Here is a 13,515-nt window from a genome sequence, read left to right as displayed (position 1 = left end):
CCAATAAAAAAGGAGGCATAAGGATGCCACCTTTGGATGCATTATTCAGCTAACTTTTCTAAATTTCCGTTACGGTCCATTTTAAACGAAGTAGCTGATCGGTCTTCTTCATCAAATAAAACCAGCTTGCGGGCACGGTTCATGATTTGCATTAATGTTTCATAGTCTTCTTGAATAGTAGTAGCATTTGCTTCAAGCTGCGTTACTTGCTTTTCAAGATCTTGAATTTTGCGGTGTAAGTCATCGTTTTCTTTACGTAAACGAGAATTCTCATGTTGAATTGCCTGCATGTTTCCAGTTTGGCCTCTAAATGTTTCTAAATAGCGTATGACTAAGTCAATCGATAAACTATCATTACTGGCTGTTATAGTGGGAGCAGAGACTGGGATTGCCTCGTACACTTCCTCTGTAACGTGTTCTATAGTTGGTGTAGGTGGTGTATATAAAAGCTTTTTCTTGCCTTGTTCTTGTCCAAGGGCACGCATGCGTTGCTTACGCTGTTTTTTCGCGAGCTGGAGCGCTTTTTCATATTGATGTCTTACCACGGCATTCCAGCGAAATCCGCAAGCCGCAGACGTACGATTTAGTTCATCTCCAACTTCTTCAAACGCGTTTAATTGGGTACTTCCTTCTCTTACATGTCTTAAAACCGTTTCTGCTAAAAGTAAATCATTTTCTTCTGTCCACGCATCTTGTCTATCTTTCACGTATTTCACTCCTCATTTTTATATGATTGGTAGCTACCATGTTTTGTAGTATTTAGTATGTACGGATTAGCGTAGAGTTATACTATTTTTTCTAGAAGTATGATAGATTTTGGCACTTTTCGAAACTTGCACTCCTATGCAAATAGCGGTAAAATACCCTTTAGGCAAAAAAGATATGTGTAAGCACTTTTGAAAGGATTGTGTCAGCATGACAAATGAATTTAGAATTTGTGATGATTGTCAGGCAACAAATGTGAAGACATTGTTACCTCGACTTCAAAAAATAGATGCATGTGCAGATGTAAAAGTGGGCTGTCAATCATACTGTGGTCCAGGACGTAAAAAGTCATTCGCATTTGTAAATAACCGCCCTGTAGCTGCGCCAACAGAGGACGAGCTAATTGAAAAAATTGAGAAAAAACTAAACAAATAAAATAAAATCACCTTTGTCCTAAGCAAAAGGTGATTTTTTATTCTGACTAGGAATTTTTAAACACCTTGTCGAAGAAGACATACTAACAACGTCAAGATAGAGAGGTATGTAAATGGCATATCTAAATGAAAAACTTAGTGAAGAAAAAGTATTTAAAGACCCTGTTCATCGCTATATCCACGTACGAGACCGATTAATCTGGGAGCTCATCGGTACATCTGAATTTCAGCGTTTACGTCGAATTCGTCAGCTAGGAACAACCTATTTAACGTTTCACGGTGCTGAACATAGTCGTTTTAATCATTCTTTAGGTGTATATGAGATTGTGCGTCGAATTATTGATGACGTATTTCGAAACCGCCCAGAATGGGACGACGATGAAAGGCTTCTTTGCTTATGTGCGGCACTTTTACACGATTTAGGACATGGTCCATTCTCTCATTCTTTTGAAAAGGTATTTCACCTGGACCATGAAGAGTTTACTCAAGCAATTATTTTGGGAAATACAGAAGTAAATCGTGTATTGAAAAAAGCGGGAGCAGATTTTCCAAAAAAGGTAGCAGAAGTGATTGCGAAAACGTACAAAAATAAGTTGGTGGTGAGCTTGATTTCAAGCCAAATTGATGCCGACCGAATGGATTATTTACAGCGTGATGCTTATTATACAGGGGTAAGCTATGGACACTTTGATATGGAGCGTATTCTGCGCGTAATGCGGCCACAAGAAGAGCAAGCTGTCATTAAGCATAGCGGTATGCATGCAGTTGAGGATTACATCATGAGTCGTTATCAAATGTATTGGCAAATTTATTTTCATCCTGTAACGCGCAGTGCGGAAGTCATCTTAACTAAAATTCTACATCGTGCGAAAGAGCTTCATCAAAAATCCTATGAGTTTCGCCAGCCGCCTGTTCATTTTTATTCGATTTTTAAAGATGAAATATCACTAGAAGAGTACTTAAGGTTGGACGAGTCTGTTGTCATGTTTTATTTTCAGGCTTGGCAAGATGAAGAAGATAATATTTTAGCAGATTTATGTCGTAGATTTATGAACCGTAACCTTTTTAAATATATCGAGTTCAATCCAAACCTCCAAATGAAAATGTGGATGGAGCTAACAACATTATTTAAAAAAGCTGGAATTGATCCTGATTATTATTTAGTTGTTGATTCATCCAGTGACTTACCGTACGACTTTTATCGTCCAGGTGAAGAAGAGGAGCGCTTGCCAATCCATTTGTTGATGCCAAACGGTGAAGTAAGAGAGCTATCGCGACAGTCTGAAATTGTTGAGTCCATTTCAGGGAAGAAACGAACGGATCATAAACTTTATTTTCCACAAGATCTAATCGATCAGTTATCGTCAAAAAGAAAAGTGAAAGACCAAATTTTACAGCTATTAAAAAGTAATTAGAGTTAAATAGTATAGGAGTTGAAGGGCTGTGTTAAATGATCACGCAAAGATTATTAAAGTGTTCTCAGCAGCGGGAGAAATTGTAGGGAGAAAAAAGCTCCAAAAAATGATTTTTATTGGAAAAAAGCTAGAGTTTCCTTTTTATGAGCGCTATAATTTCCATTTTTTTGGTCCGTATTCAGAGGAACTTACCCTTCGAGTAGAAGAATTGTGTAATCTAGGCTTTTTGCAGGAATTAAAAGAAAATAAGGGGGGCTATATGCAGTACCGATACGCACTAACTCAGGCTGGAAATGAGTTTCTAAGCCATTATGAGCTAGAGTTACCCCATTTACAGGAAGTCATGACGGATATGAACAACCAGTCTTCAAAGTTTTTAGAGCTTGTCTCAACAATTTTATACTTTGATGGATTATCGAAAGAAGAAGTGAGTGAAAAAGTGTTTACGTTAAAGAGTAAACAGAACTATACAGAAGAAGACATTGAACAAGCATATGCATATATTGAAAATCTAAAAGCGGTGACGTTTGACCGTGTTCATTAATAAAAAGCCCTCTGCATCGGTTCAGAGGGCTTTGTTCAATGAATAAACGATATGTATCTTATTGATCGCTTAAGCGTTTACCGTTTACTGCATAGTGGTTTTTTGACATTTCTTCAATAAAAACCGCGATTTTCTCAGAAGGGGCACCTGTTGTTTCAGATACAGCAGCGGTTACTTTCTCAACAAGAGCTCTTTTTTGATCTTCAGTGCGACCTTCAAGCATTTTTACCGTTACATATGGCATAATAATTTCACTCCTTTTCTTCAGTGTCTTCTTCAGTGTAGTCCTTTTACATTGAAAAATACACCCTCATCTAATGATGAAATAATTAAATTATAGTATACTCGATGTATTATTGTAATTCAGAATGATTATAAAGGAGAGAGCGAGTGAATCAATTTTTAGCTTTTCCGCTTGAATATATTCCGTACGTTGCTATTACGCTAATTATCGCATTTACGCTACATGAATTTGCGCATGCTTTTGTTGCATACAAGTTTGGAGACGAGACGGCAAAGAAACAAGGGCGGTTGACGCTATCGCCTCTTTCACATTTAGATCCGCTAGGAACAATTCTTCTACTTGTCGTGGGGTTTGGCTGGGCTAAACCTGTACCTGTTAATCGTTTTTTCTTCAAGAATCCGCGTCTAGCTGGTGTATTAGTTTCAATTGCAGGGCCGCTTAGTAACCTATTGCTTGCATTTTTAGGGGTTCTTGGTTGGTTTTTGGTGCTGCGCTTTGGCTTAGATACAGAGCCAATATATACATTTTTTAATCTGTTTATCACGATTAATCTTGTTTTATTTTTATTTAATCTGCTGCCATTTCCGCCGCTTGATGGCTATCGTATCATAGAAGATCTTGTTCCAAACACAGTGCGCGCAAAAATGACGCAGTATGAGTCGTGGGGAATCTTGTTATTTTTAGTGTTAATTATTACACCGCTTGACCGCTATATTATTGCCCCTATATATGACATTGGGATCCCATTTTTTGTTGAGCTGTTTCAGCAACTTCTGGGACCGTTATTAACTTAAGTAAGGAGCGTTTTAACAATGGATCAACCGAAAAAAAAGAAAAATATTGGATTTAATATTATTAAGAATGATTCAACAGATGGACATGGAGGTTTTGGGGTTGGAGCACTAAGCTTAGAGAACATTTCACCGGTTTTTGTGTGTCCATCAGACGAAGAAGCTTTTGTTGATATCGGTGCGATGCATGCAAGGAGCGTGGTTGAAAAAGGAATTAAGTTTTTACCAAACAAAGACGAAGTTCCTAACGGCAAGCTCTATTGGCTTGTTTGGGTGACAATTGATCGTAATCCAGCAGGCCCTTATTATGCTGGCGTAACGGCATGTGAAATGACTGTAGATCGTGAGATTCGTCGTGGATACAAGTCGCTTCCAGAGCATGTGAATAAAATGGATAAATCTATGAAGCGCCGTATTATGGTAGACGAAATGGATAGTAAGTCAAAAACAATCTTAAAAGATTTTCTATCTGCTCATGATAAGGAAATTTGGGAACGTTCTAGTGACGAATTAAAAGAAGCTTTATCATGAGAAAAAGGCCCTTGGCATTATGCCAAGGGCCTTTTTTAAAACCAATCGCGCAGACGATGAAAAAATCCATCCGCTTCTTCCTTCTTCTTTGGTGCTTGTTTTTTCTCTTCAGAAGCGCCTTTATCTCGACAATACGTAGTCGGTTGAGTACCTGTTAAATAATATGCTTTATATTTCTTCGAACAAGCTTTTGTTGCGATATCACCTGTCTCAGGGTTGATATTTACGCTAACTAACCCTTTAGGTGCTTTAAATCCTTGCTTTTTCTTTCCTTCAAGTGCATCTTCCATAAACAATGCCCACATTTTTTTTGCATAAGCTTTTTCCTCGACACGTTCAATTTGTTTGCCTTGGTCATAACCTACCCAAACGCCTGATACGAGCTGAGGGGTGTATCCAATCATCCAGCTATCCGTCGATGTAGTACCGGATTTACCAGCATAATCTCTTGACAAGTATTTTAAAATTGGCTTTCCTGTTACTGTTGTATATCCATTTAATTCCTTTTGGAACATACCTGTCATCAAATGCGTTGTTAAAAATGCTAATCGCTTGTCAACAATTCTCTTTTTTTCTTGAGGTGCTTCATACACCATGTCTCCATCAGCTGTTTCAATTCGCTTAATGAATGTTGGTGAAATTTCGTTACCACCGTTTGCAAAGATGCCATATGCATTAACCATATCAATCACGCGAACAGGGGATGTGCCAAGAGCTAGGGATGGTACCTGCTTCAGCGGAGTCGAAATGCCTAATGATTTAGCTGTTTCGACCAATCGGTGCTCCCCGATAAATAAATGTGTTTTAACAGCATAAATGTTGTCTGATAGCGCAATGGCCTGTGCTAGTGTAATCGGATTATTTGCATAATAGCTGTTATAGTTACTTGGTTTATATGTTGAAACTCCATCATTTAAGGTAAAGGTTGTCTCTTCACTTTGCATGGCGGTAGATTCCGTAAAGCCGTCTGCTAAAGCAGCATAATATAAAAATGGCTTCATTGTAGAGCCAGGCTGGCGCACAGCTTGAGTTGCTCTGTTAAATGGGCTTTCCTTGTAATCTCTACCGCCAATTAGTGCCTTTACTTCACCTGTTTTTGGATCCATTGCGACAAATGCTGTTTGAATATCAGAAGCTTTATTCATAACGGTATTCATTGCTTCTTCCGCTTTCTTTTGTACGCTACTATCAAGCGTTGTGTAAATTCGCAAGCCGTTTGAATGGATCATCGCCTCTGTAATTCCTAGCTCGTTTGTTAACTGCGATAAAGCTGCACTCATGAAATAAGACGCATCTTGTTTCTTCACATTTGCTTCATCTTGTGTTTTTTTGGCATATACCAAAGGTGTTACGAATGCTTTATCCGCATCTTTTTGCGAAATTTTTCCTTGGTCAACAAGTAAGTTTAAAATGATGCGCTGACGCTCTTTTGCATTTTCTTCATGAAGAAGAGGAGAATAGTAAGTAGGCCCTTTTGGAATTCCGGCTAGCATACTAGCTTCACTTAGGGTTAATTCCTTTGCTTTTTTATTAAAATACGTTTTTGAAGCAGCCTCAACTCCATAGGCGCCGTGTCCATAGTAAATAGTATTTAAATAACCTTCAAAGATTTTATCCTTGTCATAGTTAAATTCCAGGCGAATAGTATAAAGCGCCTCTTGGAATTTCCTTGTCCATGTTTTATCGTGTTCTAAAAAAAGATTTCGTGCATACTGCTGCGTAATTGTGCTAGCACCTTGTACTTTACTCATTGCTTTAATATCAGCAACAATTGCTCCACCAATCCGTTTAATATCAAAGCCATTATGATCATAAAACCGCTTGTCTTCAACTGCTAATGTGGCTTCTTTAATATTGTCAGATACGCTTTCTAGAGGTACCCAATAACGTTTTTCACCGTTATGTAATTCGTCTAATACTTTACCGTTGCTGGAATAGAAAATAGCGGTTTGCGGGACAGTGAGCGTAGGTGGACCGGCAATTTTGGCGTATAAAAATATACTGATATAGGCAATCCCGATACATACAGTACATAGAAGTGCAAGAACAAGTAGAATGCGAAAAAGACGTCTAGCTTTCTTAAAGTGTTCAATTAATACAGTTTCCATTGTCATCACCTCATGAGTTAACTCCTTTGGTTTCTAAAAAAGTTACGTTTTAAAGGGTACCCAGATTGATATGTGCTTTTTATTAAAGAAGGGTTTTTGTGAGCTAAATCCATTTATTTAAGCCTTTTTAATGTGTAGATTTATACAGGTAATTCAGGTAAATACAGGCTTTTAAAATGAGGTTATAGCAATTTAAAGGAATATATAGTTTAGTATGAAAAAGAAAAAGCTCTTTTAAACCTAGAAGTCTAAAAAAAAACCTTTGCTTTTCACTTAAATTCATCTATACTTTTTTTCATGTTTGTATAAATTATGTTAGGGTAATCTATGCATAGGCTAAATTCTCAAAACAGAAGGGAAGAGTTTAAATGGAATTATGGTTTACTGAAAAACAAACGAAGAATTTCGGAATTACGGCGAAAATTAAGCGCACTTTACATACAGAACAAACTGAGTTTCAAAAGCTAGATATGATTGAAACAGAAGAGTTTGGTAACATGCTAGTTCTTGATGGAATGGTAATGACAACTCAAAAAGATGAGTTTGTTTATCACGAAATGGTGGCACACGTGCCTCTATTTACACATCCAAATCCTGAAAATGTTTTAGTAGTAGGCGGCGGAGACGGTGGCGTAATCCGTGAAGTATTAAAACATCCTAGCGTAAAGAAAGCGACGCTAGTTGAAATTGATGGAAAAGTGATTGAATACTCTAAGAAGTATTTACCGGAGATTGCTGGTGAATTAGAAAATGAACGCGTTGAAGTAAAAGTAGGCGACGGTTTCATGCATATCGCAGAAAGTGAAAACGAATACGATGTGATTATGGTTGATTCTACTGAGCCAGTAGGTCCAGCAGTAAATTTATTTACGAAAGGGTTCTACGCTGGAATTTCAAAAGCGTTAAAAGAAGATGGTATCTTTGTAGCTCAAACGGACAACCCTTGGTTTACTCCTGAGTTAATTACAAACGTACAGCGTGATGTAAAAGAAATTTTCCCAATCACTCGTCTTTACGTAGCAAACATCCCAACGTACCCAAGTGGTCTGTGGACGTTCACAATTGGTTCTAAGAAGCATGATCCACTAGAGGTTAGTGAAGATCGCTTTATTGATATCGAAACAAAGTATTATACGAAAGAGCTTCATAAAGCAGCATTTGCTTTACCGAAGTTTGTAGCAGATTTAGTAAAATAAGGTGAAGCTTCAATAATTGAGGAAGTTATTTCTCTCTGATTATTCGTTGAATCACTCGAGCTTTTACAGACAGTTTAGCTGGTGTAAAGCAGACACAATAGACAAGATGTCAGTCGAAAGGCTTGGCGTCTTGTTTTTATGACAAGGAGGCATTCTCATGCGTTTTGATGAGGCATATTCAGGTAATGTATTTATAAAAAGTCATCCTAGCTTTGAAGAAAGTGAAGCCGTACTATACGGTATGCCAATGGATTGGACAGTAAGCTACCGACCAGGATCTCGTTTTGGTCCAACACGCATTCGCGAAGTATCAATTGGATTAGAAGAGTATAGTGCATATTTAGATCGTGAGCTTGAGGAAGTAAAATATTTTGATGCTGGAGATATTCCGCTCCCTTTTGGAAACGCACAGCGAAGCATCGACATGATTGAGGGCTATATCGATGAGCTGCTAGCAGCCGATAAATTTCCGCTTGGGATGGGTGGAGAGCATTTAGTTTCATGGCCAGTTATGAAAGCAATGTATAAGAAGTATCCAGATCTTGCTATCATTCATATGGATGCGCATACGGATTTACGTGAAGAGTATGAAGGTGAACCTCTTTCTCATTCGACACCAATTCGTAAAATTGCCGAGCATATTGGACCAAGCAACGTTTATTCATTTGGTATTCGTTCAGGTATGAAAGAAGAGTTTGTATGGGCGAAAGAGAACGGCATGCACATCTCAAAATTCGAAGTATTAGAGCCGTTAAAAGAAATCTTACCTAAGCTAGCAGGACGTCCAGTTTATGTAACAATTGATATCGATGTGTTAGATCCAGCTCATGCCCCAGGTACAGGTACAGTAGATGCGGGAGGTATAACATCAAAAGAACTGTTAGCCTCTATTCATGAAATTGCTAAATCAGATATTCGCGTTGTAGGTGCAGACTTAGTAGAGGTTGCCCCAATTTATGATTCTTCTGAGCAAACGGCAAATACGGCTAGTAAGCTTATTCGTGAAATGATTTTGGGTTGGGTTCAAAAGCGCTAAACAAATGTATAAAAGAGTAGGTTGCATTGAGAGAAATGTGGCCTACTCTTTTTTTACAAGATGAGCGAAAACTTGAAGTATTATTGAATTCTTGTCTCGGAATGTTTATACTATTTAAGTTATAAAGTATTCGTAAAAATTAAGGAAGTGTCTTGAGATGAATAACGCTTCAACAATTAAAAAGCCAATCGCAATTAAGATTGTGACGGACATTCGAGACGGGCACATGAAGGAAACAACAGCGGTGGAAGCTCAAGGAACGTACTATAAAAAAGACGAAGTCGTTTATTTGACGTATACGGAGCATCAAGAAGAAGTAGGGGATATTAAAACGTTACTGAAGATTAAAGAGGATGAAGTAACGATTAACCGTACCGGTGCTGTGAAAATGAAGCAGTCTTTTCGTAAAAAAGTTAAGCTTGAAGGAACGTATATGAGTCCTTATGGCCGTATGGATATGATGACATATGCTCATAACATTGAATATAAAAAGCTCCAAAAAAGAGGTCATCTCTTTTTTACGTACGATTTGACTTTACAAGGTCAATCAGTAGGTAAGTACGCTGTAACGATAACATTCAAGGAGGAAGAACATGAACATTGTTGAGCAAGTGCAAAGTAAGTTAAAAGCTGAGATTCAAGATGCAGTTGTAAAAGCTGAGCTAGCAACAAAAGATCAGCTGCCGGAAGTCGTGTTAGAAGTACCAAAAGATAAAGCCCACGGTGATTATTCTACAAATATGGCAATGCAGCTTGCACGAATTGCAAAAAAAGCACCTCGCGCTATTGCAGAAGAACTAGTAGCACAGTTTGATAAATCAAAAGCTTCAATTGAAAAAATTGAAATTGCAGGTCCGGGATTTATTAACTTCTACATGAACAATTCATACTTAACAGAGTTAATTCCAACCATCTTAAAAGCCGGAGAAGCTTACGGTGAATCAAACGTTGGAAACGGTGAAAAAGTTCAGGTTGAGTTTGTATCAGCAAATCCAACAGGTGATTTACACTTAGGGCATGCTCGTGGTGCAGCTGTAGGGGACTCTTTATGTAACGTTCTTGCAAAAGCAGGTTATGACGTATCTCGTGAATACTACATTAATGATGCTGGTAATCAGATTAACAACTTAGCTTATTCAGTGGAAGCACGTTATATGCAGGCTTTAGGTATGGATAAGGAAATGCCGGCTGATGGCTACCACGGTGAAGATATTATCAAAATCGGTAAAGAGTTAGCTGAAAAATATGGTAATCAGTATGTACAAGCTGATGAAACAGAACGTTTTGAGTTTTTCCGCCAGTACGGATTAGATTATGAGCTGGAAAAATTAAAGCGTGATTTAGAGCAATTCCGCGTGAAGTTCGATGTATGGTATTCTGAGACATCTCTATATAAAAACGATAAGATTCAAGTTGCACTTGATACGTTAAAGCAACAAGGTCACGTTTATGAAGAAGAAGGAGCAACGTGGTTCCGTTCGACAACATTTGGTGATGATAAAGATCGAGTATTAATTAAAAATGATGGTTCATTTACGTACTTAACACCAGATATCGCTTATCATCAAGACAAAATTCAGCGCGGCTTTGATAAGTTAATCAACATTTGGGGTGCTGACCACCATGGTTACATTCCACGTATGAAAGCTGCAATCCAAGCACTTGGTTATGGAAAAGATACGCTAGAAGTTGAAATTATTCAAATGGTTCAGCTATATCAAAACGGTGAAAAGATGAAGATGAGTAAGCGTACTGGTAAAGCTGTTACGATGCGTGATCTTGTAGAAGAGGTTGGGTTAGACGCAACGCGCTACTTCTTTGCAATGAGAAGTGGAGATACGCACTTAGACTTCGACTTAGACTTAGCAGTTTCTCAATCAAACGAAAACCCAGTGTACTATGCACAATATGCACATGCTCGTATTTGCAGTATCTTAAAGCAAGGTACTGAAGTTGAAGAATTAACAAAAGGAAACGTAGACTATACGCTAATTCAGTCTGAGAAAGAAATGGACTTATTAAAGAAAATTGGTGAGTTCCCGCAAGCTGTTTCTGAAGCAGCAACAAAACGTATTCCTCACCGTATTACAAACTATATCTTTGACTTAGCATCAACGTTCCATAGTTTCTATAACGCAGATAAAGTTATTGATACAGATAACATTGAAACAAGCAAAGCGCGCTTAGAGCTTATCAAAGCAGTGCAAGTTACTTTACAAAATGCATTAAAATTAATTGGTGTTTCGGCTCCTGAAAAGATGTAAAAAAAAATCCCCTTTGAAAGGGGATTTTTTTTTACATCTTTAGCGTAGCTCCACCAATTCTTTTTACACCGCGAATTTTGGATAAGTCCTCTACAAGTTTTAATAGTGCTTGGTCTTTTAGCTTTGCTTCAATCATCACATCAAAATCTTGATTCAGCTCTTTGGCTAGTTGAAAAAACGGCTTCACAAAATCAGCAGATACGTAATCAGCATGACTGCGAAATGCTTTGTCGGACTTTGGTGAAGAAATATGTACCTTAGGTCGAATGTTTACATGCTTCCAAGTTTCAAAAATCCGTGGCAATAAATCTTCAAGAGGCTGTGTTCCCAAATTTGCTTGATGGTGGTGAAAGTCAAATACAAGCGGAATTTGTTCTTTTTCACAAACTGCTAGCGTTTCTTCGGTTGTGTAAGTTTTATCATCGTTTTCAAGTGTCATTTGCTCTTTAATATGCACTGGAAGTTTCTTTAAGTTCTGGTGAAAGCGTTCCAAGGCCTTAATCTTATCTCCGTACGCTCCTCCAACATGAATATTAATTAACGATCCCTCCACGACGTCCATTGCTTCTAGCATTTGATAGTGATAGTTCATATCTAAAACAGCATTATCAGTAATATGCGGCTTATCGCTTGTAAACAACGTGAACTGGTTAGGGTGAAAACTTACTCGTAGCTGATGAGACTTTATTAAGTGACCAAGTTCGTTCCACTCTTGTTGAAAAGGTGTTACAAAATCCCAGGCAACTTCAGGATGAGTCGCCAAAGGAACAAGGGAAGAAGAAAGACGGTAAAGCATGATTTCATGTGCAATGTTATAGTGTAGAGCTCGTTTGGTATGGTACAAGTTCTGCTGAGTAACATCATACAATTTCTCCATACGTTCATCTTTTGAGAGCTTACTCCAGCGTGCAAACGTTAATGTTTTTGCAGGTGAGCAATCCCATAAAGAGAGGGCATGAGAAACATAGCCGAATCTGACATTCATGTTTGTTAACTCCTTTTTCATAGCTATAAAAGCGGGGATATAAACGTAGCTACCCCCTGTTTAAATCTATCAAACCAATTGCGTTTTTTTATATCGGATAAAGAAAGAAGAGGACAATCGTGTAAACACATATGGAACGTTTCTTTTACATGCTTAATAAAAGCAGGGTCAAAGATAAAGCAATTGATTTCGCCATTTAAAAACAAACTTCTTTTATCAAAATTAGCGGTTCCTACATCACAAATTCGCTCATCAGCAATCATCACTTTTCCGTGATAGAAACCATAATAAAATTGATGAACCTGGCACCCCGCTTCGACTAAAGTTGGAAGGTAAGAGAATGCTGCATCGCGAACGAGTGGATGGTCTGCTCGCATCGGGATGAGAATATAAACCATAACCCCTCGTTTTCGTGCTTCTAAAATGGCTGTCATTAAGGCTTCTGTTGGGATAAAGTAAGGAGTTCCAATACAAAGTTCATCTTTTGCTTCGTTAATGATGTGCAAGAAATGATCCTCTAAGGAAACACCTTCCGTTGAGCGAAGCTGAACGGTTTGCATAGAGGGGTCTTTTATTTGCTTACTAATTCCCGCTTCCTCGTGTTCTTCATTGTTCACAGATGAGCCCCAGTCTGTTAAAAACTGCGTTTGCAAATCAGTGACGGCTTCTCCCGTTATTTTTAAATGATAATCTTTCCAAATGCCTAACTTAGGATCTAAGCCCAAATATTCTTGACCAATATTAAACCCTCCAATATAGCCAACGGACTCATCAATAATGGTTATTTTTCGATGATTTCTTGCGTTGATTGTGTAAAATAAGTAAGGGAATTTTATACGGCGGCTAAATGAAAACTTTACTCCGCAAGATTGAAGATGGTTTCTCATCTTTCGATTAAGTTTCATACTACCGATGCGGTCAACGAGTAGGCGAACGTCAACTTGCTGATTGGCTTTTTCGCAGAGAAGATCCACAAATTGTTGGCTAACCTGATCGTTCTTAACAATGTAAAAAGAAATGTGAATGGAATGCTGAGCTTGTTCAATTGACTTAAACAAGTCATTATAAAGCTTTGTTCCATCTGTAAAAAGTTTGAGAGACGCTTGACGCATTGGAAATGTACGCTCTTCTTGCATGAGTTCCTTTTTGCCAACACCTAAATCAATAGCAAACCATGCCACAATCAAAATAACGATTAAAATAATTATAGTAGCCAACATTTCCTTTCCCTCCCTCCATCAAGCGAATAATTTACGATGATT

14 protein-coding genes are annotated in these 13,515 nt (G+C 38.0%); 9 read left to right on the top strand and 5 right to left on the bottom strand.

Annotated features, from left to right (window positions below):
* Positions 1-41 precede the first annotated feature (41 nt).
* On the bottom strand, positions 42-707 hold the full coding sequence (locus V2145_RS18825) for an RsfA family transcriptional regulator (protein WP_094910998.1): 666 nt from the start codon (positions 705-707) through the stop codon (positions 42-44).
* Between the two features lie 208 nt (positions 708-915).
* Between V2145_RS18825 and V2145_RS18820 the strand changes: the two genes are divergently transcribed.
* The 3 genes from V2145_RS18820 to V2145_RS18810 all read left to right on the top strand — a co-directional run bounded on the left by V2145_RS18820 (position 916) and on the right by V2145_RS18810 (position 3,098).
* A complete protein-coding gene (locus V2145_RS18820) occupies positions 916-1,140 on the top strand; it encodes a DUF1450 domain-containing protein (protein ID WP_094910999.1) in 225 nt (74 codons plus the stop codon).
* A 112-nt stretch (positions 1,141-1,252) separates the two neighbouring features.
* Complete coding sequence (locus tag V2145_RS18815; protein ID WP_131887548.1) at positions 1,253-2,554, top strand: HD domain-containing protein; 1,302 nt, start codon at positions 1,253-1,255, stop codon at positions 2,552-2,554.
* Between the two features lie 28 nt (positions 2,555-2,582).
* Positions 2,583-3,098, top strand: a complete 516-nt coding sequence (locus tag V2145_RS18810) for a YwgA family protein (RefSeq protein ID WP_094911001.1) — start codon at positions 2,583-2,585, stop codon at positions 3,096-3,098.
* 58 nt (positions 3,099-3,156) lie between these two features.
* On the opposite strand, the gene V2145_RS18805 is transcribed toward V2145_RS18810, so the two are convergent.
* Positions 3,157-3,342: a 2-hydroxymuconate tautomerase gene (locus tag V2145_RS18805; RefSeq protein ID WP_025908713.1), complete on the bottom strand. Its 186-nt coding sequence runs from the start codon at positions 3,340-3,342 to the stop codon at positions 3,157-3,159.
* 146 nt (positions 3,343-3,488) lie between these two features.
* Between V2145_RS18805 and V2145_RS18800 the strand changes: the two genes are divergently transcribed.
* Complete coding sequence (locus V2145_RS18800) at positions 3,489-4,136, top strand: site-2 protease family protein (RefSeq protein WP_094911002.1); 648 nt, start codon at positions 3,489-3,491, stop codon at positions 4,134-4,136.
* Between the two features lie 18 nt (positions 4,137-4,154).
* On the top strand, positions 4,155-4,664 hold the full coding sequence (locus tag V2145_RS18795; RefSeq protein WP_094911003.1) for a YwhD family protein: 510 nt from the start codon (positions 4,155-4,157) through the stop codon (positions 4,662-4,664).
* Between the two features lie 35 nt (positions 4,665-4,699).
* Here the strand turns inward: V2145_RS18795 and V2145_RS18790 are convergent, their stop codons facing one another.
* Entirely contained in the window at positions 4,700-6,772 is a 2,073-nt protein-coding gene (locus V2145_RS18790) for a transglycosylase domain-containing protein (protein ID WP_311856069.1), read from the bottom strand.
* A 368-nt stretch (positions 6,773-7,140) separates the two neighbouring features.
* Between V2145_RS18790 and speE the strand changes: the two genes are divergently transcribed.
* The 4 genes from speE (at position 7,141) to argS (ending at position 11,268) form a co-directional block, all read left to right on the top strand.
* Positions 7,141-7,968: a spermidine synthase gene (speE, locus tag V2145_RS18785; RefSeq protein ID WP_094911005.1), complete on the top strand. Its 828-nt coding sequence runs from the start codon at positions 7,141-7,143 to the stop codon at positions 7,966-7,968.
* A 157-nt stretch (positions 7,969-8,125) separates the two neighbouring features.
* On the top strand, positions 8,126-9,004 hold the full coding sequence (gene speB, locus V2145_RS18780) for an agmatinase (RefSeq protein WP_061785339.1): 879 nt from the start codon (positions 8,126-8,128) through the stop codon (positions 9,002-9,004).
* Between the two features lie 157 nt (positions 9,005-9,161).
* The gene (locus V2145_RS18775) at positions 9,162-9,611 is read left to right on the top strand and encodes a DUF1934 domain-containing protein (RefSeq protein WP_025908719.1); all 450 of its coding nucleotides are present in this window, start codon (positions 9,162-9,164) and stop codon (positions 9,609-9,611) included.
* Positions 9,598-11,268 (top strand): arginine--tRNA ligase, encoded by a 1,671-nt coding sequence (argS, locus tag V2145_RS18770; protein ID WP_094911006.1) that lies wholly within the window; start codon positions 9,598-9,600, stop codon positions 11,266-11,268. Before V2145_RS18775 ends, argS begins: the two co-directional genes overlap by 14 nt.
* Positions 11,269-11,299: 31 nt before the next feature.
* Here the strand turns inward: argS and uvsE are convergent, their stop codons facing one another.
* Both uvsE and cls read right to left on the bottom strand, forming a co-directional pair.
* Positions 11,300-12,253: a UV DNA damage repair endonuclease UvsE gene (gene uvsE / locus V2145_RS18765; protein ID WP_094911229.1), complete on the bottom strand. Its 954-nt coding sequence runs from the start codon at positions 12,251-12,253 to the stop codon at positions 11,300-11,302.
* Between the two features lie 23 nt (positions 12,254-12,276).
* Positions 12,277-13,473 (bottom strand): cardiolipin synthase, encoded by a 1,197-nt coding sequence (gene cls, locus V2145_RS18760; RefSeq protein WP_311856073.1) that lies wholly within the window; start codon positions 13,471-13,473, stop codon positions 12,277-12,279.
* Between the last annotated feature and the right edge of the window lie 42 nt (positions 13,474-13,515).

Origin of the sequence: Priestia sp. GS2, from assembly GCF_036409025.1 — a bacterium.
Taxonomy (GTDB): Bacteria; Bacillota; Bacilli; order Bacillales; family Bacillaceae_H; genus Priestia; species Priestia aryabhattai_A.
This window is presented reverse-complemented; position numbering and strand designations above follow the sequence as displayed.

Bases quoted from the DNA above. Each gene is read 5' to 3' on its own strand.
- V2145_RS18820 (WP_094910999.1), top strand. From the start codon at position 916: ATGACAAATGAATTTAGAATTTGTGATGATTGTCAGGCAACAAATGTG.
- V2145_RS18815 (WP_131887548.1), top strand. From the start codon at position 1,253: ATGGCATATCTAAATGAAAAACTTAGTGAAGAAAAAGTATTTAAAGAC.
- V2145_RS18805 (WP_025908713.1), bottom strand. From the start codon at position 3,342: ATGCCATATGTAACGGTAAAAATGCTTGAAGGTCGCACTGAAGATCAA.
- V2145_RS18795 (WP_094911003.1), top strand. From the start codon at position 4,155: ATGGATCAACCGAAAAAAAAGAAAAATATTGGATTTAATATTATTAAG.
- V2145_RS18790 (WP_311856069.1), bottom strand. From the start codon at position 6,772: ATGGAAACTGTATTAATTGAACACTTTAAGAAAGCTAGACGTCTTTTT.
- speE (WP_094911005.1), top strand. From the start codon at position 7,141: ATGGAATTATGGTTTACTGAAAAACAAACGAAGAATTTCGGAATTACG.
- speB (WP_061785339.1), top strand. From the start codon at position 8,126: ATGCGTTTTGATGAGGCATATTCAGGTAATGTATTTATAAAAAGTCAT.
- V2145_RS18775 (WP_025908719.1), top strand. From the start codon at position 9,162: ATGAATAACGCTTCAACAATTAAAAAGCCAATCGCAATTAAGATTGTG.
- argS (WP_094911006.1), top strand. From the start codon at position 9,598: ATGAACATTGTTGAGCAAGTGCAAAGTAAGTTAAAAGCTGAGATTCAA.
- uvsE (WP_094911229.1), bottom strand. From the start codon at position 12,253: ATGAATGTCAGATTCGGCTATGTTTCTCATGCCCTCTCTTTATGGGAT.
- cls (WP_311856073.1), bottom strand. From the start codon at position 13,473: ATGTTGGCTACTATAATTATTTTAATCGTTATTTTGATTGTGGCATGG.